Source organism: Chryseosolibacter histidinae (assembly GCF_018598225.1).
Lineage (GTDB): Bacteria > Bacteroidota > Bacteroidia > Cytophagales > Cyclobacteriaceae > Chryseosolibacter > Chryseosolibacter histidini.
Window position 1 is genome coordinate 38010 of the sequence record NZ_JAHESF010000020.1, and the last position, 21042, is coordinate 59051.

General features: G+C 51.0%; 12 protein-coding genes. 9 read left to right on the forward strand and 3 right to left on the reverse strand.

The features are described 5' to 3' along the window. Nucleotides 1-5 precede the first annotated feature (5 nt). The 7 genes from KK083_RS19100 (at nt 6) to KK083_RS19130 (ending at nt 5347) form a co-directional block, all read left to right on the forward strand. Nucleotides 6-632, forward strand: a complete 627-nt coding sequence (locus KK083_RS19100; protein ID WP_254166289.1) for a hypothetical protein — start codon at nt 6-8, stop codon at nt 630-632. A 280-nt stretch (nt 633-912) separates the two neighbouring features. Continuing rightward, nucleotides 913-1719: a CHASE2 domain-containing protein gene (locus KK083_RS19105; protein WP_254166291.1), complete on the forward strand. Its 807-nt coding sequence runs from the start codon at nt 913-915 to the stop codon at nt 1717-1719. Between the two features lie 270 nt (nt 1720-1989). Further along, a complete protein-coding gene (locus tag KK083_RS19110; RefSeq protein ID WP_254166293.1) occupies nt 1990-2211 on the forward strand; it encodes a hypothetical protein in 222 nt (73 codons plus the stop codon). Then, the gene (locus KK083_RS19115; RefSeq protein ID WP_254166295.1) at nt 2156-3061 is read left to right on the forward strand and encodes an RHS repeat-associated core domain-containing protein; all 906 of its coding nucleotides are present in this window, start codon (nt 2156-2158) and stop codon (nt 3059-3061) included. The genes KK083_RS19110 and KK083_RS19115 overlap by 56 nt, the downstream gene beginning before the upstream one ends. 2 nt (nt 3062-3063) lie before the next feature. Continuing rightward, nucleotides 3064-3459, forward strand: a complete 396-nt coding sequence (locus KK083_RS19120; protein ID WP_254166297.1) for a hypothetical protein — start codon at nt 3064-3066, stop codon at nt 3457-3459. A 332-nt stretch (nt 3460-3791) separates the two neighbouring features. Then, nucleotides 3792-4343: a hypothetical protein gene (locus KK083_RS19125; RefSeq protein WP_254166299.1), complete on the forward strand. Its 552-nt coding sequence runs from the start codon at nt 3792-3794 to the stop codon at nt 4341-4343. A 188-nt stretch (nt 4344-4531) separates the two neighbouring features. Beyond that, nucleotides 4532-5347, forward strand: coding sequence for a hypothetical protein (locus tag KK083_RS19130; protein WP_254166300.1), 816 nt, complete (start codon nt 4532-4534; stop codon nt 5345-5347). Between the two features lie 242 nt (nt 5348-5589). On the opposite strand, the gene KK083_RS19135 is transcribed toward KK083_RS19130, so the two are convergent. Next, complete coding sequence (locus KK083_RS19135; RefSeq protein ID WP_254166302.1) at nt 5590-6240, reverse strand: hypothetical protein; 651 nt, start codon at nt 6238-6240, stop codon at nt 5590-5592. A gap of 249 nt (nt 6241-6489) precedes the next feature. Here KK083_RS19135 and KK083_RS19140 point away from each other — a divergent pair, with 249 nt between their 5' ends. Then, nucleotides 6490-8826 (forward strand): PQQ-dependent sugar dehydrogenase, encoded by a 2337-nt coding sequence (locus tag KK083_RS19140; RefSeq protein ID WP_254166304.1) that lies wholly within the window; start codon nt 6490-6492, stop codon nt 8824-8826. A 405-nt stretch (nt 8827-9231) separates the two neighbouring features. Then, nucleotides 9232-17193, forward strand: a complete 7962-nt coding sequence (locus KK083_RS19145; RefSeq protein ID WP_254166312.1) for an Ig-like domain-containing protein — start codon at nt 9232-9234, stop codon at nt 17191-17193. A 133-nt stretch (nt 17194-17326) separates the two neighbouring features. Here the strand turns inward: KK083_RS19145 and KK083_RS19150 are convergent, their stop codons facing one another. Then, on the reverse strand, nt 17327-18790 hold the full coding sequence (locus KK083_RS19150; RefSeq protein ID WP_254166314.1) for a Gfo/Idh/MocA family protein: 1464 nt from the start codon (nt 18788-18790) through the stop codon (nt 17327-17329). Nucleotides 18791-19262: 472 nt separating this feature from the next. Further along, complete coding sequence (locus KK083_RS19155; RefSeq protein ID WP_254166316.1) at nt 19263-20981, reverse strand: DUF885 family protein; 1719 nt, start codon at nt 20979-20981, stop codon at nt 19263-19265. Between the last annotated feature and the right edge of the window lie 61 nt (nt 20982-21042).

Genomic DNA, 21042 nt, shown 5'->3' on the forward strand with positions numbered 1-21042 from the left:
ACGGCATGACATACATACTCCTTGATTTGTTAATCTACATTTTTATTTTGACAAGCTGCTCGTCATCTCAAGAGTCGCTTGAGATTGAATTGCTGAATGATTCTGTTTCGATCACCACAGGTGATTCTGAAGTTGCCCTCACCCTAGCGTGCAGAAATGGAGGGACTGAAAACTTACTTCTATATGGTATCATGAGTAACCTCCGCACTAATGCAGATATCGAAAGGTTGTGTAACATTAACCGGGTTGGGGGAGGTGTGGGCTTGATGCTTTTGAATCAAAGTATGTCTCCAGTGCACGTCATTGAGTCGATACCGGATAGCATCGATTATAAGCAGTATGACAATAAGCATTTTTCTCAAGAAATGGAAAAAGGGAAAGCGCGATTCTTAGCCGGCACTCGTATATTAAAGGCTTCCGAAGTATTGAATCTAGAGATGATTGTAAATATTCGTCAGTTTAATTTGAAACCCGGGCGATATTACATCCAAATGGTTTACTATGCAGGTAAAGGCCTAAAGGATAACTTTGTTGTCGGTGAGGAGCAGATTGAGAAAGATATGAAGCTATTTGACGCAGTTCTCTACCAGGGTTGTGCCGTTTCAAATAAGATTTCGATCACCGTTAATTAAGAGTCGAAGTGCCTGCTCAACAAGCAGCGCTAATACTAGCAGTGATTTCCATTCAACCATGGCTGATTGATTTGCCTTGCAATTACATTCCCAAGTTTCGAAATCTTATCAGGATTTTAGGACGAAATACGCAGGACAGTTAATAACCATCTACATTGTGAGTGTTACAGGGAGATGGTACCCGCGGGTCGCTTGAATGTGGGGGCGCCATATGATAAACCGGCGCCAAAAGGAGTAAGGGATCGAAGGGGCCTGAATTTAATTAAAAAACAGAGACTATATGAGAACTCGTCTGCTGCTGATACTGTTGGGTCTTGGAAGCGTTTTTTGCCGAGGGCAATCACATAAGAATATTGTATTACTAACGGTCAGAAATGATCGATCTGAGTTAATCGACGTGGTTAGATTCCTAAATGCCAATAATCCAAGATTGACTTGTGTGAATGTTGATCTGTTCGAATGCGATCAACGCAGGCCACATGATCCATTTCCAAATGACGAAGATCATTTCGATTCATTGGCAGAGCGTTCAGTTATGTATCCGAGCGAAGGTGAAAAGCAATTGTCACGCGAATTGAATGCTTCTCGTTCCTTGCTCATGTTGTCAGAGGTTCGCCCTGTCGGGAAGGAGGATTATGCAAATGTTAGCGTCTGTGGATTTTTACATCCTGATAATGTAACCAGCGGGTTCATCAATTTGATTGGTGACGAGCGTATAGCTAATCAGGTGAAAGAATTCCAGGTCAGTATTCATGATTTCTTCACTGAAAAGGAAATTTATCACTTTAGTGTGAATGTTGCCTTGGCCTTAAATGCGGAAAAGACACAGGCCTTTATCAAGTCCCATAATGACACTGTAGAGATTGATTTTGACCGTGAAAGAAAGTTTGATACTTACAGCTTTGATGATTTTGCGGAAAACAAAGTGAGTGGAAAGGTTCTTACGGGTAAAGTACTAATCATCGGTGTGAGTCAGCCTGGAGATTATTTTCTTGTTCGGAAAGGGAAAAACAAGAATGCCGCGTTGAAAAAGATGTCGACGTCCGAAATTTTTGCAAATATTGCCTGCCAGATAATTGGGGAATAGGATTGTGAAAAAATGACTCCTTACCCTGCAAGAAAGGCCAGGGAATCCCTTTAACTGATCCAAGTGTTTCTGACCGCGCAATGGCATGCCCCTAAAACTGGTCCAAGTCTTCTGATTGTGCAGTGGCATGCGGGAGACTTGGACTTTTTGTTTACCGATGCTTGCTCTATTCTAAACTGGTCCAAGTCTTCTGGTCGCGCAATGGCAAGTGGGAGACTTGGACCTAGTATTAGTGCACATTCGAACGACGACAACAATACACAGGTAGAAGTGTATTTCGACGATGTGACCATCACGCACACACCTACGAATATCATTCAGTATAACGAGTATTATCCCTTCGGCCTGCAGGTCGCTACCAGCTGGACTCGGGAGAATAACAAGAATGATTATCTTTACAATGAGGGTAGTGAGCTGAATGCAACCAGCGGATGGTATGGAGACGTTCTTCAGAAGCTACGATCCGGTTCTGGGCAGGTTTATGCAGGTTGACCCGATGGCGTCGGTTACTCATACACTATCCCCTTATCAGTATGCGGATGGAAACCCTGTGTTGTTTAATGATCCATCAGGATTGCTGCGGGCACCGAGGGACCTCCATTCCATGGACTGGAGTGGCTGGACTGATTATTTGGGTGGCGGTGGCGGAAGTGCGGATTTTGATTGGGCTGCTCAGTACCGAAGCATGGAGTCGAATTATGCCATAATGTCGGAGAAAGATTTCAGAAAGTATTATGGGCTTGAAGACCTTTCATGGAATGGAGATTTTGGTTATAATGAGGATGGCGAATTCGGTTATTGGACAAATGCAAATTACCTTGATGAGAATGGAGCAGCTGTTGTGAACACCATATTTATTCCGGTTGGCGACCTGGCCCAGCAAGGTGGGCCAGGTGAAGAAGCGCATAATTCACTTTATACATTACGAAGTGACTACACCAGGATGAAGCATTTGCTTGGAGAGTTTTTATCTGGCGAAGGGCCTGAACGAAGTTTGTTTTACGGAAGTCATCTGTTAACAAAAGGTATGATGAATTCCGCAGTTGTTAAGAGAGCCAAGGAATGGTATGCAGCGAATGGTAATGGTCAGGATATGGTTAGGCGCCATTTTGATTTCTTTGCAACAGACGTGCCCTTTGTTAGTTCTGATATAGAACAATTTGTTGGCTCCGCACGAGTGTCAATTTACCCGCGGGATGGTCTAACACTTTTTGTCATTGATCATACAACAGGTCGTTACTTAGGTGGTTTTGATTCTGTTCCTGATATATATCGAGTACCCGGTCAAATTACCCCCACAGGAAATATCTATCAACGGTTTATTTGGATTGAATGGAAATGATTATGAACAGCAAGTACTTTTGTGGCGCATGTTTGATTTTAGTTTTAATGATCGTTGCCTGCTCTTTTAATCAAAAAGAGAAACCAATAGATCCTGAATTGCTACCAGGTAAGTATTACAAAGACGTTGATTCAAGTGATTCAATTTTCATCTATCCAGACAAAACTTATAAACACACCTTTCATAGAAAAGATGGAACAGTGGATAGTCAAACAAGTACATGGTATTTTAAGCCAGAAATTAACGATCTTTTTTTTGAGCGCTTCATATTTTATACAGACATGGGGCCAAGCGAATTTACTGGCACTTGGCCACCACATGTATTTGTCACTGAAGAAGGGCAAGTGAAATTAAGATACTCCGAAAGAGTGTATTACTTAAAGGCAGAAGAGAAATGATCGCAAAAATAAAACCCGGCTCATCACCGGGTTTTATTTTATTGAGGAGTTACGCTAATCGTCAAATTATCCTCAATGATTGTGCATCCGTCAGGTCTGAACTCGTGATGGTTATAAGCCCCAACCGGATATTTATAAATCACATGGCAGATACAGATCAGCACCTGCAAGACAATTTGCATTCTATTCTAGATCTGTCAAAAATATTGGATTTGGACTCTCAATTGTAAATTTAGCGTTAAGTACGTATGCGTTGCATCAGCAGGTGAAGGATGGTCAACCGATTGATCCTATTCCTGGAGTTTAAAGGAAATTCCGTGTACCAAAGTAAAATGGTAGCCCTGAAGAAAATTTCCGGATTAGATCCTCCTCTGAAGATCACTTATAAACCGGATTCAATGATAATTAGGTTTTATAGTGATTGGGCAAGAAAGAGAGGCCTGCTAAACAATGACACTCTGCAGTCAGAAGACTGCTCTTGTGAAGGATACAAGTCTCGCCAACGCACTCCGCCAACCGCGGGAAGACTTGCACCAGTTGAGGGGGTTAACCACATAAACATAGGAAAACCTTTTGCGGTATTAGTATACGAAGTTGATGCTGAGGGAAAAATTACGAAAGGAGAGGATAGTCTTGGTAGCACTTACTCGAAGTATTTTTATAACGACGAAAACAGGCTAGTGTCCATTGAATCATTTGATAGGAATGATCACGCCCCTCGTGGGAAGTGGATTTATACTTACGAACAAAATGGTGATATAAGTGAAATTTCTTTATTGGAGCCAAACGGCACTGCTATTCTAAGGCACTACTATACTGACGGCCTGTTAGATTCAAGTACCGAGCGTGGCTTTAAAAGCAAATATAAATTTGTCTACTATTGATAGTAGGACCGAGATAAATTCCTATCTACTACATGGCCAATTTCTGGGTCGTGCGATGGCATGTGGGAGACTTGGACTTTTTTGCTTGCTCCCGCTTGCTCAGCTAATTCACATAATAATCAGCACGTGAGATAGCTCAGACAACTTGATGTAAAACTGGCGCCAGGTAATTTTATACTGAAAGTGAAATGTTTAAGAACCTATTCTTTTGTCTTCTGCTAGTAACAGGAATTTGTTGTGATCGGAATAATTCGCAGGTAAATGAAGTTACAGCCAATTCAATGCCTCAATTCGAAGAATTGACGGTCCGGCAGCTGTTGGATTTTTTGGCGCAATTAAAGCACGAAGAGGTCAAAGAAGTGGCGTCCCGAACTTATAGTGCCTTTGACTTTGGAACTATGCTGCCAGCAGAGGCTCCTCCGCCAGTTTGTGATTCACCTACAGAAGTGTTTTACGATGAGGCCGGACATGTGGTTAGAATTGTAAAAATTTATCGCCAGCAGTTTGGGTATGAGTTTCGGGTTGCGGCAACGACGAATGGCATCAATGGATTCACGATACTTTCGGTTAGGGAGTTGAAAAGCCCGATAGTTTCAACCGCACATGATCTTTACAGTATAATATTGATTCATAAAGGCATTCCCATCTTCCTTACGCTTCAGCGGTATGGCAGCAAGGAGTATACATCTTTTCACGACCTTAGCAGCATTGTCTTATTAGATCGAAACCTTAATGCTCAAAGAGTTTTACGCATTAGGGAAGCAAAGACCACTTCCTGTGGAACGCTCATTTATAACGGGTGTGATGTTGTATCTGAACGAATATACAATACCCCGAACGAACAGCTATTGTCAGATCGGCTTAAGGTTGTGGAATTGCTAACTCAACTGATGCACACAGATTATGGGAAACCCGTTCGTGAATTGAAAGTGAACGTTGCTGAATATGCGTTCCTACCTTTATGGACATTTGAAGATAGACATGGATATCTTAAAGACAAATAATGGTGTATCCGATGAGGCATAGAGTTGACTCTAGTTCATTAGAGATTGGATTCGTTTCTAGAACTCCTTAACTGGCCAAGTCCCCCGGTCGTGAAAGGGCATGCGGGAAACTTGGACCTTTATTTGACCATAATTCCTCAGTTATTAAATATCGGAGACAACAACGCACAATCCACATCCCCTCTCTTCCTGCAATCTTCATTATATCCTTCTCACTATCTTAAAGAGAGGGCACGGGTAAGTTAAGCCGCACACGCGACAATGGGTGAGGTTCCCGCACCCACCTCAATAGGCGTGTTCACCCAATTCCCCACCCAATCCCTCACCGTCACCATCATCCTGCAAACACACTCACGATCTCCGGATCCTTTCAATACCCTTAAACCACTAGGAGAGGTTCCGCCCTCAGAAGAGACTCCATCCCCAAGCCTCACCGTCCACTCATTCTTCTGCCGGTCTTTCAACACAGCAGCGCCTGTACCCACGGCCCGTCCTTCTGCATTCATAAGGGTTACTGTTACCGATGCCAGTGAGAAACCTGCTTTGCCAGCCGTGATGGTCATGCGTCCATGGGAAACGTCTTTGCATTTGACCGCCGTGATCGCAGGTTTGCGCATGTAGTCGGTGATCGCTGCCGTGTATGCGTTCGGTAGCTTCAGCTTGCGCGCTTTGGCAACGTAGTATGCCTTCTTATCAGGATCTTGCAGCACCCGTTTCGCGAATGTTGAAGCTGCCCTGAAGCGAAGGCGGTTCTCACGCTGATGGGCACTTTCTGAGCACGGCCGGCGCGGCTTGTTGGCTACAATAGTTTTGCCACGGAGCTGACGGAATACGATCACGTCTCCTAGCATGCCGCTGGCGCCTTTGGTAAGGGGATTGTTTTTAATGATCATAACCTTGCTATTTTTTTCTTGTCGGTATCGAGGCCCTGGCTAAAAACCACGCCCGTTCGCCTGTGACAAATTAACGTCTGGGTGTACGCTTCTGCTATCCATTTTCGACGACCATTAGACAAAAATTCTTTGAGCATGGAAGAAATCATCCACGAACGGCAGATATAATGGTTGCCAGTTGCCCAGATCTCCGGCGGATAGCCGCTCGCATTTAGACTCCGCCAGGCGTGCAGAAAAAGTGCACAGAGAGTGGAGAATTTTTCAAAAAATACGGGGAGCCTTCGCAGGTATGAGTTTGGTGCGCACACCCGTATTGCGCCCCTTACCACTATGAAACCGCCCGGACCTTTTATCCCTCACTGCGTTTTCAGCATCCTCATGCTGCTGTTTCCATTCACTACGATTTCCCAAACCTTTCCACCGGGATTCACACCTGTGCAGGTAGTTACCGGCATGGCCAAACCGGCGGCGATGACCTTTACACCTGATGGACGTATATTGGTTACGGAGCAGGGTGGGACGGTTCGTGTGATCAAAGACGGAACATTGCTGCCCGATCCCATGATCAAACTTCAGGTGAACTCGCGGGGAGAGGGCGGACTGGTGGGCATCACAGTCGATCCCGATTTTATCACCAATCAGTATATTTATCTGTACTATACGCTGCCCAATGGTTCGCACAACCGCATCAGCCGCTTCACTTGCAATGGTAACGTAGCAGCGACTTCATCCGAAAAAATTATCCTGGAGCTCGATCCGCGCACGGCCTCCATTCACAATGGTGGTGCCATGCGCTTCAAGGAGGGTAAGCTTTATGTTTCTATCGGCGACAATGCCACCGGCGCCAACGCACAGAACCTCGATACTTATCATGGTAAGGTGATCAGGATCAACCCGGACGGAACAGCTCCTGCAGACAACCCTTATCCATCCGGTTCGGAGCAGCGCAGGCGCGTGTGGTCGTACGGGCTTCGCAATCCTTTTACCTTCGATATTCAGCCGGGCACAGGAACGATCTTCGTGAACGACGTAGGACTTGAAAAATGGGAAGAGATCAACGACGCTACATTGCCTGGCAAAAACTACGGATGGCCCCTGGCAGAAGGCAACAGCACGAACCCTGCCTTCACCAATGCGGTGTATGCTTATGCCCACGGCAGAAATGATGCGTTCGGGTGCGCCATCACCGGCGGCACGTTTTTCAACCCGGTGCAGTCAGATTATCCATCGGTTTATACAGGCCGTTATTTCTTCCAGGATTACTGCAGTCAGTGGATCCGGATGCTGGTGTTCTCAGGCGCTTCCGTCACTGTAGAGAATTTCGCCACGGACATTGGTGAAGATGCGTTGTATCTCAGCACAGGTATCGATGGGAACCTGTATTACCTGGTGCGCAGTACGGGCTCCTTATATAAGGTGATCTATTCGTCCGGTGATGCCCCGGCCATTCTCAAACATCCCGAACCTGTTTCTGTATCACTGGGGCAGCCGGCTTCGTTCTCTGTTACAGCTTCGGGTAAGGCTCCGCTGACTTACCAGTGGCAGAAGAACGGTGCTGATATTTCCGGGGCTTCGATGGCTACGTTCACCATTGTACAGGCAACCGCCAGCGACACCGGTAATTATCGGGTTCGTGTTTCCAATACATCCGGGAGTGTGGTAAGCAACACCGCGCGACTCACAGTAACGTCAAACCGGTTGCCCGTAGCGCAGATCATCACACCAGCAGCCGGAACGTTGTACCGCGCCGGAGATGAGATCATGTTCTCAGGTGATGCCACTGATGCGGAAGACGGTATTCTGCCTGCATCACGTTTTACCTGGTTTGCCGATTTTCACCACGACACCCACCGTCATGATGGTCCACCTGTAGCATCTGGTACAAGATCAGGTTCGTTCACTGTACCTGTCAGGGGAGAGACCTCAGACAATGTGTGGTACAGGTTATACCTCGTTGTGACTGACTCACAGGGAGCGTCAGATACAGCGTATCGTGACATTCATCCCAGGAAGTCTACCTTCACACTGGTATCACAACCCGAAGGCTTGCAAGTGAGTTTGGATGGTCTGCCGGTAAATACACCGCTTGCCGTGGTGGGCGTCGAGCGGCTTGAGCGTACCATTGGTGTCGTTACGCCGCAGGTCGTTGATGGAAAAACCTATATCTTCAGTGCGTGGCTTCATGGCGGCGCCGAAAGCCAGGTGATCTCCACACCGTTGGAGGATACCTCATACACCGCAGTGTATGAGGAGGAGGTGACCGGTGGTGATACCGTTGTAACAGGTCTGGCACCGGATCCTCAGGAAATAAAAAATAACGGTGTGGTCTCCCTGTTTCCAAATCCTGCAAAGGAGGGAACCGCTACGCTTACAATTTCTTATGAAGGTGCCCCAGGCCAGGCTGGTAAAGCAATAGTTTACATCGTGAACGTTACGGGCCAGGTTATATTCTCGAAAATCATCACGTGTGAAGATAATTGCAAACGCATTTCTGTTGACCTCGGCCGCAGGTTGCCTTCCGGCGTTTATGCGATCAACGCCGTCATCGCCCAAAAGCAGTTCACCAGGCGATGGCTGGTGCGCTGAAATGTAACTACCACTTAACGGCTATCGGCGCACTTACAAGTTGTAACGTACAATAAGGATTCGCGGCCAGTGGTAGGCGCACACATGCTTTAAATTCTACGTTTTGATACAACGGACCCCATAGTTGCCGTCGACTATAAGCGATCCGTTCGTCGAAATTTTCAGCTTTAAGTTACACCACGTATTGCCGCTATGTGGTAAAATCTTGTAATTGATATTGTTGTTGATCGTTTGCCCAATCCACCCGGCAAACCGCACCATCCGATCGAATCGCCACCATCTGTCCGGCAAATTGCAGCTTTAGTTATTTAGAGGGAAAGGTTAATAGGAGAGGAGAAACACTTTGAGCATAAGCACTTTGTCTTCTGCATAGGTAACGGAATTTCCATAATTAACCTATACTGAATGAAGTACATCTACGTGAACGTACAGCGCCTGGCATTGATATATGCGGTAGCTGTAGGGTTAGTGGTGCTCACCGCTAATCTCGCCCTTGCCCAGCAACGGACTGAATTCGAGCCCGGTACCTTGCGCATCAAGGTTTCTGAAGAACTTGCCCAGCGCCTGGAGACTACGCGCATGTCGCGCAACGCAGACAATGTTTTGCTTACTGGCGTCCAGTCGCTTGACCTTGCCAACATCCGGTATAAGGTCAGCTCCTTTCAACGTGTGTTCCGCCCCGCGGGAAAATTTGAAGCGAAGCACCGCAGGTATGGCCTTCACCGGTGGTACGAGATCCGCATGGACAAATCGACACCAGTGGCCGAAGCGTTGGCTTCCTATGGGGCCATCGACCACATCGAAAAGGCTGAGCCTTCTTACAGCAAGAAGATCATCGGCTCTGACAAGAAAGGTTTCGGTCCCATCCGCGTAAGCGAAAAAGCATCGAAGGCTCCCTTGATCGGTTTAGCAAACGACCCGCTGCTGGCAAGCCAGTGGCATTATAACAATACAGGCCAGGCAGGCGGAACACCGGACTCCGACATCAGCCTCTTCCAGGCATGGACCATCGAGACCGGTACCCCTAACGTGGTGGTGGCCGTGACCGATGGCGGCGCGCAGGTGAATCACCCCGATCTCGCGGCCAACATGTGGGTGAACAGCGATGAGATCCCCGGCAACGATATCGATGATGACAACAACGGTTTTGTGGATGACTATAACGGTTATGGCTTCGGTGACAACACCGGTGAGATCGCGCCCGATGACCATGGCACACACACCAGTGGAACGATCGCGGCCGTGACCAACAACGCTGTTGGTGTGGCAGGCGTGGCGGGAGGTTCCGGTATCGGCGACGGCGCCCGCATCATGACGCTGGCAGCTTTCGGTGGAACAGCCAACGGAGGGTTTGCGGAAAGTTACGTGTACGGAGCTGACAACGGCGCGGTGATCTCCCAGAACAGCTGGGGCTATACCTTTCCCGACGTCTTTGAGCAGGCAGTGCTGGATGGCATCGACTACTTCATCGCGGAAGCAGGCAAGGATGAAAATGGAAACCAGGTAGGGCCTATGCGCGGAGGCATCGTGATCTTCGCCGCGGGCAATGAAGACGATGACGGAAACTGGTATCCCGGTTTTTATGACAAGACACTTGCTGTGGGTGGTCGCACCAACCAGGACAAAAAAGCGTGGTACTCCAACTATGGTGCCTGGGTGGATATATCGGCGCCGGGAGGAGAGACCTTTGTGGCTGACGATCCTCATGGCGTGCTCAGCACCATCGCAGGTGGTCAGTATGCTTTCTTCCAGGGAACGTCCATGGCGTGTCCTCACGTTTCAGGGGTGGCTGCGCTCGTCGTTTCAAAATTCGGTGGCAATGGTTTTACACCTGAGATGCTTCGCGGCAGGCTCACACAGCTGGTCGATGACGTGGATGCCGCTGATCCTCCATTCACAGGACTGCTGGGCTCCGGACGACTCAACGCTTTCAAGGCGCTGCAGTCAGACGATGGCAATGCCCCTGCGGCGATCACGGATCTTGCGGCCACCAGCGCTACCATTACCAGCGTAACACTGGCATGGACAGCCCCCGCCGATCCCGGCAACGGCTCAGCTTCTGTATATGATATTCGTTATTCAACAGCGCCGATCACCAGCGCCAATTTTGGTGCCGCTACTGCAGTCGCAAACCCGCCCGCACCTTCACCAGCCGGGTCGGTTCAAAGCTACACAGTTACAGGACTGGCCGGAGGCACCCAATATTACTTCGCCATCAAGGCAGCAGATTTTTTTGGCAACTATTCCGCAATCTCCAACGTGGTGGCGCAGGCAACCAATTTCCCTCCGGTGATCACAGTATTTCCTGACACGCTGACGGCCCAGTTGCAGAGTACCCAGAGCACCACCCGGCAACTTACCATTGTGAACTCTGGCGCGGGCGTGCTCAACTTTCAATTCGATGGCCTGGCATCCACGGATTTTGCTACACCCTCGCCGGTCTCCGGAACTGTGGCAGCATACGATACGCTGAAGGTTACAGTGACCATTGACGCCAGCGAGCTGCTGCCAGGTACCTACGCTCAGGACCTGATCGTGACAAGCAACGATCCGTCAGATCCTTCCATCACCATTCCTGTCGTTCTGACCGTGATCAGCAACGGCAAGCCTATTGCATCCGTGGCGCCTGACACCCTGAACTTCGGGCCGGTGTTTGAAAGTGGCTCCAAAACACTTGAAGTGACGGTTCATAATGCGGGGGCGGAAGTACTTCACATCGCCCCGGTTACGTCTTCCGCCGGCGAGTTTACGACAAGCGTCACAGACACCCTTGACGTAGCACCGTTCGATGATGCCGTGATCGCCGTCACCTACAGCCCTTCAGGCCTGGGCGCGGATTCCGGAACGTTATCCATCGGCACCAACGACAGCCTGAATGCTGTGCTCACGGTTTACCTGACGGGAGAGGGGGTACCGGCTCCGGACCTCGAAGTAACACCGTTATCCTTATCAGCCCAATTGAACACAGGCAGAACGGAGACGCAAACATTGACTCTCAAAAATACGGGAGGCAGCGATCTGCAGTTCTCGGTGGAAGTGTCCACCGCCGCCGCCACTACCCTGGCGACGGAGCAAACCATTACCATCCCATCGGGTGAGATCCAGCAAAGCAGTGCACAGCTGAAAGATAACGCCACCAGCGGATACCCCGCCCAGGTGAGGCTGCGGTCAGAAGCGCAGATGGCAGCCGAGGCAAAGGTGCTGGTGCTCACACCGGATAACAACGTGAACGATATTGCTTCCATCCTCGACGCTTTCAGCGATGTGGATGCAGACATCTTTCCGAAGGCGGCGCTGCCGTCGATCACGCTGGCCGACCTTGCTGGTTATGATGTGGTCTTTACCACAAACAATACACAGTGGCTGCAGTCCGGTGCGGTAGATCCCGAAGTGATCGGCGACCTGCTGGCGGATTACATCGACGCCGGCGGTAAAGTGATCTCCAACCAGTTCACTTATTCATACGATGCATGGAAGCTCGAAGGCAGGTTCATCGACGAACAATACGGCCCCTTCATTCCTTCGACAACCGATGCGCAGATCAACGTAACGTTGGGAGACATCCTCGCGCCCACCCATCCCGTGATGCAGGGCGTGTCAACACTCACCTACAGTGGCTTTGTGCAGAACGTGGCACTGGCCCCCGGTGCGGTAGCCCTCGCGGAGTGGAGCAATGGCCAGCTGTTCCTGGCTGCTAACGCGAACGTTGTGGCGCTGAACATGCTGCCAAGCCTTGGCAACGGCGGACCGCTTCAGTTCTCGGGTGACCTTCCGCTCATCTATCACAACGCCATTCGCTACCTCTCGGGTCCTGGTTTCGTGCAGGTGAGTCCGGCGCAAGGTGTGATCGCTGCGGGAGCGCAACTCGACCTTGAAGTGACCTTTGACGCCACCGGTCTCGACTCCGGCGTGTACGAAGCATCCATCGATATTGCAACCAATGTTCCGGGCCAGGGCACTGTTTCGGTTCCGGCCACACTTACGGTGCTGGGTCCGGAATTTACGGTCAGCCCCGATTCACTTCAAGCAGAACTTGAAAAGGATCAGACCTCAACGCAGGTTCTGGTACTGCGTAATAACGGCCCTGATGATCAGACATTTACCGTGGATGTTGAAGGTGTTGGTGCAAGCGCAGGTATAACGATGATCCAGCGCATTCTTCCGGCAGGAGCTGAGGCACGTACCGCTGCGCCCGACCCTGCGGAGAAAATCCGGCACAACGCTTCACAACGCGTTTCTGCTGATCTGTCCAGCGAAGCAGCACATGATACCGGACGCCCCGATGCAGGTAATTATGCCCTGCGGTCTGCATTAGCTGTTCCTGCATCTGCGACACAATATGCTACTGATTTTGAGAATTTTAGCCTGGCTGATGTCAACGGCCAGCAAGGCTGGTTCGGGCAGTTTGGCAACTGGAGAATTGAAGCCGACAATGCTTACAGCGGAAGCCAGCACTTCAGGGGACTCTCGGATGGCCTCGGTTTGTCGGCAGCCGTATCGCCGCTGGTACCGATCGGATCAGAAGAAAAATCCACCACCTCCATGAAGCTCAATATCCAGGGCACGGGTGTGACGTGGCAGATCATCCCGCAGTCACCGACAGCCGGGCTCGTGAGCACGCGCATCCAGTTCGCGCCGAACGGTACCGTGAGCGCGTTGATCTCTAACGGATCAGGTGGTGCCGCATTCGACTCATTTGCAACCACACCTTCAGGATACTTTGAGCTGACGGTGGAAGTTGACCGCGATTCATCTTATTTCCACGTATACTTTGACGGCACGCGCGTTTACACCGGTCAGGGATTTGCCGGTGACATCGAAGAAGTGGTGATCCTTTCGGGCATGGAGGCCGCGGGCCCTACGCTTGACCTGGATGACTTCAAGATCATCGATGGTAAAAAAGCGTCGGGCGTTTCGTTCCTCAATGTTTCACCGCTCAGCGGAAACCTGCCTTCAGGTTCATCGGTGGAGCTGACGGTGACCTTCAATTCAAACGATCTTGAATTCGGCACGTACGATGCCAACATCAACATCAAAGTGGCCAGTACCCGGTTGACAGTACCGGCGTCGTTGCGGGTGTTCGGCGACCCGGAGATCGATGTCGATCCTACGTTCCTGCAGGCTACGGTAGACTTCCGTGAAGACACTACGAAGATCCTCACGATCAGCAATACCGGCGGCAATCCGCTGAGTTACAACCTCCAGGTGATCGGCGCAGCCACCAGTGGTGAGCCATTGCTCGCTGTGGCGAAAGCGAAACAATCAACACGCGTGGTCAGTGATAAGACCCGCGCGAAAATAGAAAGGGATGAACGTGATTCACCCGTTGTGGAACCGAAGCCATCGACCCTTCAGTTGCTGACCGGAACCGCAGTATTGCAGGAAGATTTTGAAGACGCATTGTTCCCGCCGGCAGGATGGCAGGTTATTGATCATGCAGGCACCGGTGTGGTCTGGGATTTTGCGGCCGCGTACGGAGAAGATAACTATGCAGGTACCGGTGAGGCTGCCACCGCCAGCAGTGATGCCGCAGGGGAGGTCGAGTTCGATACCGAGCTGATCACGCCCGCTATTTCCACCGCCGGATTCAAAAATATAGCGGTACAATACAACGTCAACTACCAGAACTTTGCCGGCCTGGATTTCCTTGACCTCGACATTCAGGTGGATGGTGGCGCATGGACCAACGTGCTGCGCTGGAATGAAGATCACGGCTCGTTGCATGGCACGGGCGTGTCTGTCACGGCCGCGCTGGCAGGTTACATCGGCAACGGATCATCGTTCCGCCTGCGCTGGCACTACTACGATCCGAACACCGGTGATTTCGATTGGTATGCACAGGTCGATGATGTGGTGATCTACGGAGATCCGCGGGCATGGCTTAGCGTAAGCCCCGCTTCAGGTACCATCCCCGTGCAGGGAACAGCAACGATCGAAGCCCATTTCGATGCTGCCGACATCGGTGCCGGTTCTTATGTTGCGGGCATTCTGGTTTCGAGCAATGCTGCCGAAGATCCGTTGGTAGGGGTGGTGGCGCAGCTGACCGTCAGAAGTCCCGCGGTGATGTCGGTTACACCAACCTCACTATATCAGGAGCTGCTGGTGGATGAACAAGCCACGCAGACCATTACCATTGCCAACTCCGGCGCAAGCGTTTTGAAATATGCCTTCGGAAATACACCGGTGCCCGCGGCGGTAACGGCTGTACCACAGGAGCGGAGAGAGACTTCGCCACGCACAGCACCGTCAACGGAACGGGTAGACCTTGCTGACATCAAAGCGATCTTATCAGGTTATAGCCTCACTGCAGCCACGCCGTTGTATGTGACAGGATTTGAGGATTTTGCACCCGGTGATATCAACGGACAAAAAGGATGGGTAGGGCAGTTCAGCAATTGGGATATCGAAGCGGAAAACCCTTTTGAAGGATCGCAGCACATCAGGAGTGTATCGGATGGCCTGGGCGCCACCCGCGCATTCTCACCCGTGGTGGCTATCGGCACCGACTCGATTTCTTCAGCAACGGTACGCCTCGAAGTGGAAACCGGGGTGACCTGGCAGGTTGTTCCGCAGTCGCCTTCAGCCACGTTCGTGAACACGCGCATCCAGATCGCCGCCAACGGCACCTTGAGCGCGCTGGTGAAAGATGCAGGCGGCAATGCTGTTTTTGCACCGATCGCTGCCACGTTACCTTCAGGCTACTTTGAGCTGCGCATCGATGTGAAACGCGCTACCTCTGTGTTTACCGTATTGATCGACGGTGAGGCAGTATTCACAGGCCAGGGGTTTGCCGGTAACATCGAGCAGCTGGTCTTCTTCTCGGCCATGGAAGTATTGGGCCCCGTGATGGACATCGACAACGTTGCCATCTTCGACGGACCCGCCCAGGCACCCTGGCTCACCTACAGCCCGAAAGCCGGCTACGTGCTCCCCGGCCAATCAGCTACCATTACCGTGAACTTCAATGCCGCAGACCTGGAGGCAGGTTTCTATACAGATACGCTTAAGCTCTCGAGCAACGACCCTGCCCATGCGCAGACAGAGATCCCGGTTACCCTCAAGGTGCTGGTGAATACACCGCCGGTGCTGGCAGCGATCAGTCCGCTTACGGTGAGAGAGTTGTCATCGGCAGACGTAAGCTTTACGGCTACCGATATCGACAATGAGCCGGTTACGGTGGTGCTGGAAGAAGACCTGGCCTTTATCACGCCCCTGAGCACCTCCAACGGCAATGCTTCTTACCGCATCAAACCTTTGCCTGGCGATGCCGGAACGTATAACCTGAGCGTGACGGCCACCGATGCACGGGGCAAGAGTGATGCAAAAGTATTCCAGCTGACGGTTACGCCGTATGGTGTGGTAAGCTTTACGCTGTTCAACACGCGTACGAACCTTCCGGTGACCACGTTTACCGATACCGTTGAGATCGATATGACACAACCTGATTTCAGCAAGCTGACCTTCCGCGCCAACACAGATCCTTCAACCGTGGGCAGTGTCAGGTTCCGGCTCGATAACGAAAACACCAACACAGACAACACGGCGCCGTATTCACTGAACACGCTGAGCACCTACTTGCTGCTGTTGCTGGGTGGAGAAGAGCACACGCTCACGGCGACAGCGTACACGCAAAAGAATGGTGGTGGCACGGCGGGAAGATCGCTCACAGCCGTGATCCGCATCGTGAACCCGGCGCGTGTAACAGACCTCGATGTGGTGAAGCTCAACGGCAGCAAACTTGCCGACCTTACCAATGGCACCGTGATCGATGTGAGCAAAACCGCTTATAAGAAGATCAACATCAAGGCCAATGCCTCCGGCGGAAAAGTGAAAAGTGTGGTGTTCACCCTCAATGGTGTGAACTACCGTACGGATAATCTCGCGCCTTATCAACTGGGTGGTGTGGGATCGCTCATCGATCTGCCATGGCCTGCTGTGCCCGGAAGTTATCAGCTTACGGCAACACCTTACTCTGAGATCTACGGGTTGGGAATAGCAGGGCAACCGCTTACCGTCAGCTTCACCGTGATCAACGGGGTTGCCACAGCTTCTGCAAGATCGCGCGGCCCTGAAGAAGGTGACGAGCTGAAGATCAGCGAAGAAAGCCCTGACTCGTTCCTCAACATCTATCCTGTGCCAGTACGCGACGAGCTGCACATCGAGCTCCATGAGAAAACGCCGATGCACGTGGGCGTGTTCATTCACAACGCCCAAGGTGTGGAAGTGTTCACGGACGATGGTGGCTCAGACAAGTTCAGATCCTACAGCATCAGCACCGGCAAGCTTGGCATGCGCCCCGGCGTTTACTTCCTGCAGGTGCGGTATGAGGATGGAAGGAGCGCGGTGAAGAAGATATTGAAAGAGTAGGAGAGTCCACAGTCCACGGTCGACAGACCACAGACAGGTTGGTTTAAAAAGAAGGAGTCTCGAAATATCGGGACTCCTTTTTTTATTTCTAACCGGCAACTGGCAACCGGCAACCAACCTGAAACTTTTAACCTCAAACCCCGAGCGTCCAGCCCTGGCGGTATTCGCGTTTCACAAACTGGTTGGCTTCGTCGTAGTTGGTAACGCGCATGTTCTGATAATCCCACAGCAGTTTCGTGTTGCTTCCGGGATAATCATTACCGCGTCCGTTGGCCCTGGGTTTCGGAATATCGGCAACACGGATGGCGAGGTTTGCCATGAGAATAGCTTCAGTGAGCGGGCCCGACTTCTCGAACGGTGCGCTGAGCTCCATTTTTCCGTAGCCCGCAATACAACCCTCTACCCACTGTGCATAGTGACCTTCTGCGCCGCCCGGCACGCGGGCCAGCTTCTGCGGAACCTTCACTTCGTTTGTCCTGGAAGTCGGCAGCAGGCGCGCGTTGGCAGCATACTCGCTGGCCATCATCTTGCCTTTGGTACCTTCGAACAGGATGCCGCTGTTGCCATCGCCGAACAGTTCATCGGGGCCGAGCTCTTCAGGACGTTCAGGTTTGATGCCGCCATCCATCCAGTGCATGATCACGTTGCCTTTTGTCTTATCGGTTTTAGGGAACGTGAGTGTGGCGTGGCTCGAGGGCGGAGGTGTTTCAGAGAAGAATCCTCTTTTACCCCAGCCGGTGAATACGCTGGTAACACTGGCTTGTGCATCGAGCGCATACTTCAGGTTGAGCACCCTGAAAGGAGCTTCCATCAGGTGGCATCCCAGGTCGCCGAGTGCGCCTGTTCCATAATCCCACCAGCCTCGCCAGCTGCCGGGCACAAGGCCGTCGAAGTAATCTTTTTGTGGTGCTGTTCCGAGCCACAGGTCCCAGTTGAGCTCCGGCGGTACTTCAGCTTTCGGAGGGCGCGCAATTCCCTGAGGCCAGATCGGTCTGTTGGTCCAGATCTTCACCGTGTGAACGTCGCCGATGATGCCGGCGTCATACCACTCCACGAGTTGTCTTACGCCATCACCGGAAGCGCCCTGGTTTCCCATCTGGGTTACAACCTTGTATTTTTTGGCAGCTTCGGTGAGCATGCGCGCTTCCCAGATATCGTGTGTTAAAGGTTTCTGCACATACACGTGTTTACCAAGCTGCATGGCGGCCATGGCGATCACCGCGTGCTGGTGGTCAGGTGTAGAGACAGAGACGGCGTCGAAATTTTTAGACTCTTTGTCGAACAGCTCACGGTAGTCGGTGTAGAGCTTCGCTTTCGGAAAAGCCTCGACTGAAGCGCCGATCATACGTTTGTCAACATCGCAGAGGAAGGCGATCTCGGCTTTACCACTTTTATAAAAACTGGCAATGTCTGATTTTCCTTTTCCACCCACACCCACGCCCGCAATGAGCAGTTTGTCGCTGGGTGCCAGGTAACCCGGCCCACCGAGAACGTGGCGTGGTACGATCATAAGTCCGGCAGCTGCCGTGGCGGCGCTCTTGATAAAAGCTCTCCGCGAGCTTTCCGTATTCTTGGTTTTTACAGGTTTCTTCTTCATGCAGATTGATGGTTTTCGTTTCTTAATTTAAGAACCTCTCGCCATAAATTATACTTGTTTATGATAAATGGCGGAATAGTCCACGGTCCGCAGACCACGGTCCACGGCCTTGTGTCAGAACTTCATTGATTTAAGCTCCTGGTCGCAAGGCCCCATGCGAAGTTTTAAAATTGAAGGGGATGGGAGGGATGAAATAACGGTAGAAAGGGCGCAAAAAACGAAGAATGAATGTGCGGAATTGTCGGAGTTATCAGCAAGCACCACTAATATTGCCCAAGACTAACGCCTGACCGGAACCCAAATCGTTGAGCATACTCTTCCAGTCATATGGCATGAGGACATAAGCCAATCTTCGGCCTGGCAGGAGCATGCGCGGATTGGGTTGAGTCCGAATGCCATATGACGAGGCCCCCGCCGCGGCCTCGGAGCGGCACCGAAACTTAATTCCCCACACAAATTTATGCCGCAATACCTATTTATCATAAAACCGCCACGAAGTTTTGAAATCCTCCTTCACCTTTTGATCAGTAAGGATCACCCTGACCATCTCCACGGGCATACTATTCTCACGCATCACCGCATCGTGATACTGCTTATAAGTCATCTTACCAGAATCCACCAATTCCTTTTTCAAAGCATAAAACTGGAACGCCCCGGTCATATACGCCAGCTGGTACAATGGCCCATAGTTGGTAGTGAATGAGCGGCGTACTTCACCTTCAGCGTTAGCGCGTTCGTGCCCCACGCGGTCAACAAGGAAATCGATGCATTGCTGGGGTGTCCATTTATCCAGGTGATAGTTGAGGGAGAAGATGATCCGTGCGCAGCGGTGCATCCGCCAGAACAACATCCCAACCTTGTCTTCAGGTGAGCGGGGAAAGTTCATATCCCAGAGCACAAATTCCCAGTACAAAGCCCAGCCTTCGGTCCAGAAGGGTGTGCGGAAATTCCGGTACACCTTATTCCTGTTGTTCATGAAGCCCTGCAGGTGATGGCCGGCGATGAGCTCATGATGCACCACGGCCCTGGCAAAGTGCGGGTTGTTCCCCCGGAAACTCATCATCTTGTCTTCGTGCGACATGTCGTCGGTAGGATAGGAGATCCTGAGTACTTCGCCCCCCAGAAAAAAGGGACTGACCAATTGCGCTTTGGGAGACAACATCAGCATCCGCCAGGTTTCTTCAGCCAGCGGTGGAATGGTGATGAGGTCCTTTTCTTTGAGGAACGCAACCGACTCGTCATACAGCTTGAGCATGGCTTCGGGTTGGTGGCCTGCGGGCACATAGGTCTGCTTCACTTTCTCCTGCGCTTTTTTCCAGTCGTTGCCGAAGCCCATTTCTTTTGACGCTTTGAGGAGCTCGGCATCGCACCACGCAAATTCCTTATTGGCGATCTCGATGAGCTCTTCGGGCGAGTAGGGGATCAGCTCATATTTCAGCAGGCGCAACAGCTCTTCTCTGCCGATGGGACTCCCGATGATGCCGCTGCCATCGTCTTTCGGCAGAACGGTTTTGTCGATCTTGTTCTTTAACAGGCGCGAATATTTGGCGAGTGTGCTATCCAATTCCTGTAAAGGTTTCTTCACCCACCAGGTGAAATCAGGATCATAACCGTGGTAGAATTCGAATACACTTCTCAGCGCACCCTGGTGGGCGGCTACGATGTCAGACGCTCGTGCCGCCAGGGCAGGCGTTAGGTTCGGCTCCTGGATCAGCGCTACGATCTTTTGGTTTACGGTTGTCCGGAGGTCGCTCAGTGTGGCGGCAACTTTAGGGCTTTCAAGATGTGTACCGCGGCGGCGAAGTTTCTCCAGCTCATAGATGGGGTCTCCGTACGATACAAACTTTTGCACCGCGTTATACTCTTTTCCCTCCTGCGAAAGCAGGAACAATCTGTTCTCGAGATCTCTTTTAAAGAGAATGTAGTCCGCCCTTCCGCCAGCCGACAGGTTGTTGAAGGAGATCGACTTCAGCTGGCCCAGGTAATCCTGGTAAAACTTTGTGAGCCGTTCGCGCCTTTCCGGCGAATTCTGAACAACATAGAAACGGGTCAGGCTTCCCTCATCCGCCGCAAACGCCGTCATCAGCGGTGCAACCTCCGTAGCATACGTACTCAACGCGGGCTGGGCATAACAAAATAAAACCTGAAAGAAACAAAGAACACAGATCGTTATAAACCTGACAATATTCATGATGATAAATTTTCCAAAGGGTAAAATACTGAAACTACCTATCTTCTCTCCCGCAACGCCC

What these genes read in the sequence shown, in the direction of transcription:
- KK083_RS19100 (WP_254166289.1), top strand. Translation starts at nt 6, where the DNA reads ATGACATACATACTCCTTGATTTGTTAATCTACATTTTTATTTTGACA.
- KK083_RS19105 (WP_254166291.1), top strand. Translation starts at nt 913, where the DNA reads ATGAGAACTCGTCTGCTGCTGATACTGTTGGGTCTTGGAAGCGTTTTT.
- KK083_RS19115 (WP_254166295.1), top strand. Translation starts at nt 2,156, where the DNA reads ATGGAGACGTTCTTCAGAAGCTACGATCCGGTTCTGGGCAGGTTTATG.
- KK083_RS19120 (WP_254166297.1), top strand. Translation starts at nt 3,064, where the DNA reads ATGAACAGCAAGTACTTTTGTGGCGCATGTTTGATTTTAGTTTTAATG.
- KK083_RS19125 (WP_254166299.1), top strand. Translation starts at nt 3,792, where the DNA reads ATGGTAGCCCTGAAGAAAATTTCCGGATTAGATCCTCCTCTGAAGATC.
- KK083_RS19130 (WP_254166300.1), top strand. Translation starts at nt 4,532, where the DNA reads ATGTTTAAGAACCTATTCTTTTGTCTTCTGCTAGTAACAGGAATTTGT.
- KK083_RS19135 (WP_254166302.1), bottom strand. Translation starts at nt 6,240, where the DNA reads ATGATCATTAAAAACAATCCCCTTACCAAAGGCGCCAGCGGCATGCTA.
- KK083_RS19145 (WP_254166312.1), top strand. Translation starts at nt 9,232, where the DNA reads ATGAAGTACATCTACGTGAACGTACAGCGCCTGGCATTGATATATGCG.
- KK083_RS19150 (WP_254166314.1), bottom strand. Translation starts at nt 18,790, where the DNA reads ATGAAGAAGAAACCTGTAAAAACCAAGAATACGGAAAGCTCGCGGAGA.
- KK083_RS19155 (WP_254166316.1), bottom strand. Translation starts at nt 20,981, where the DNA reads ATGAATATTGTCAGGTTTATAACGATCTGTGTTCTTTGTTTCTTTCAG.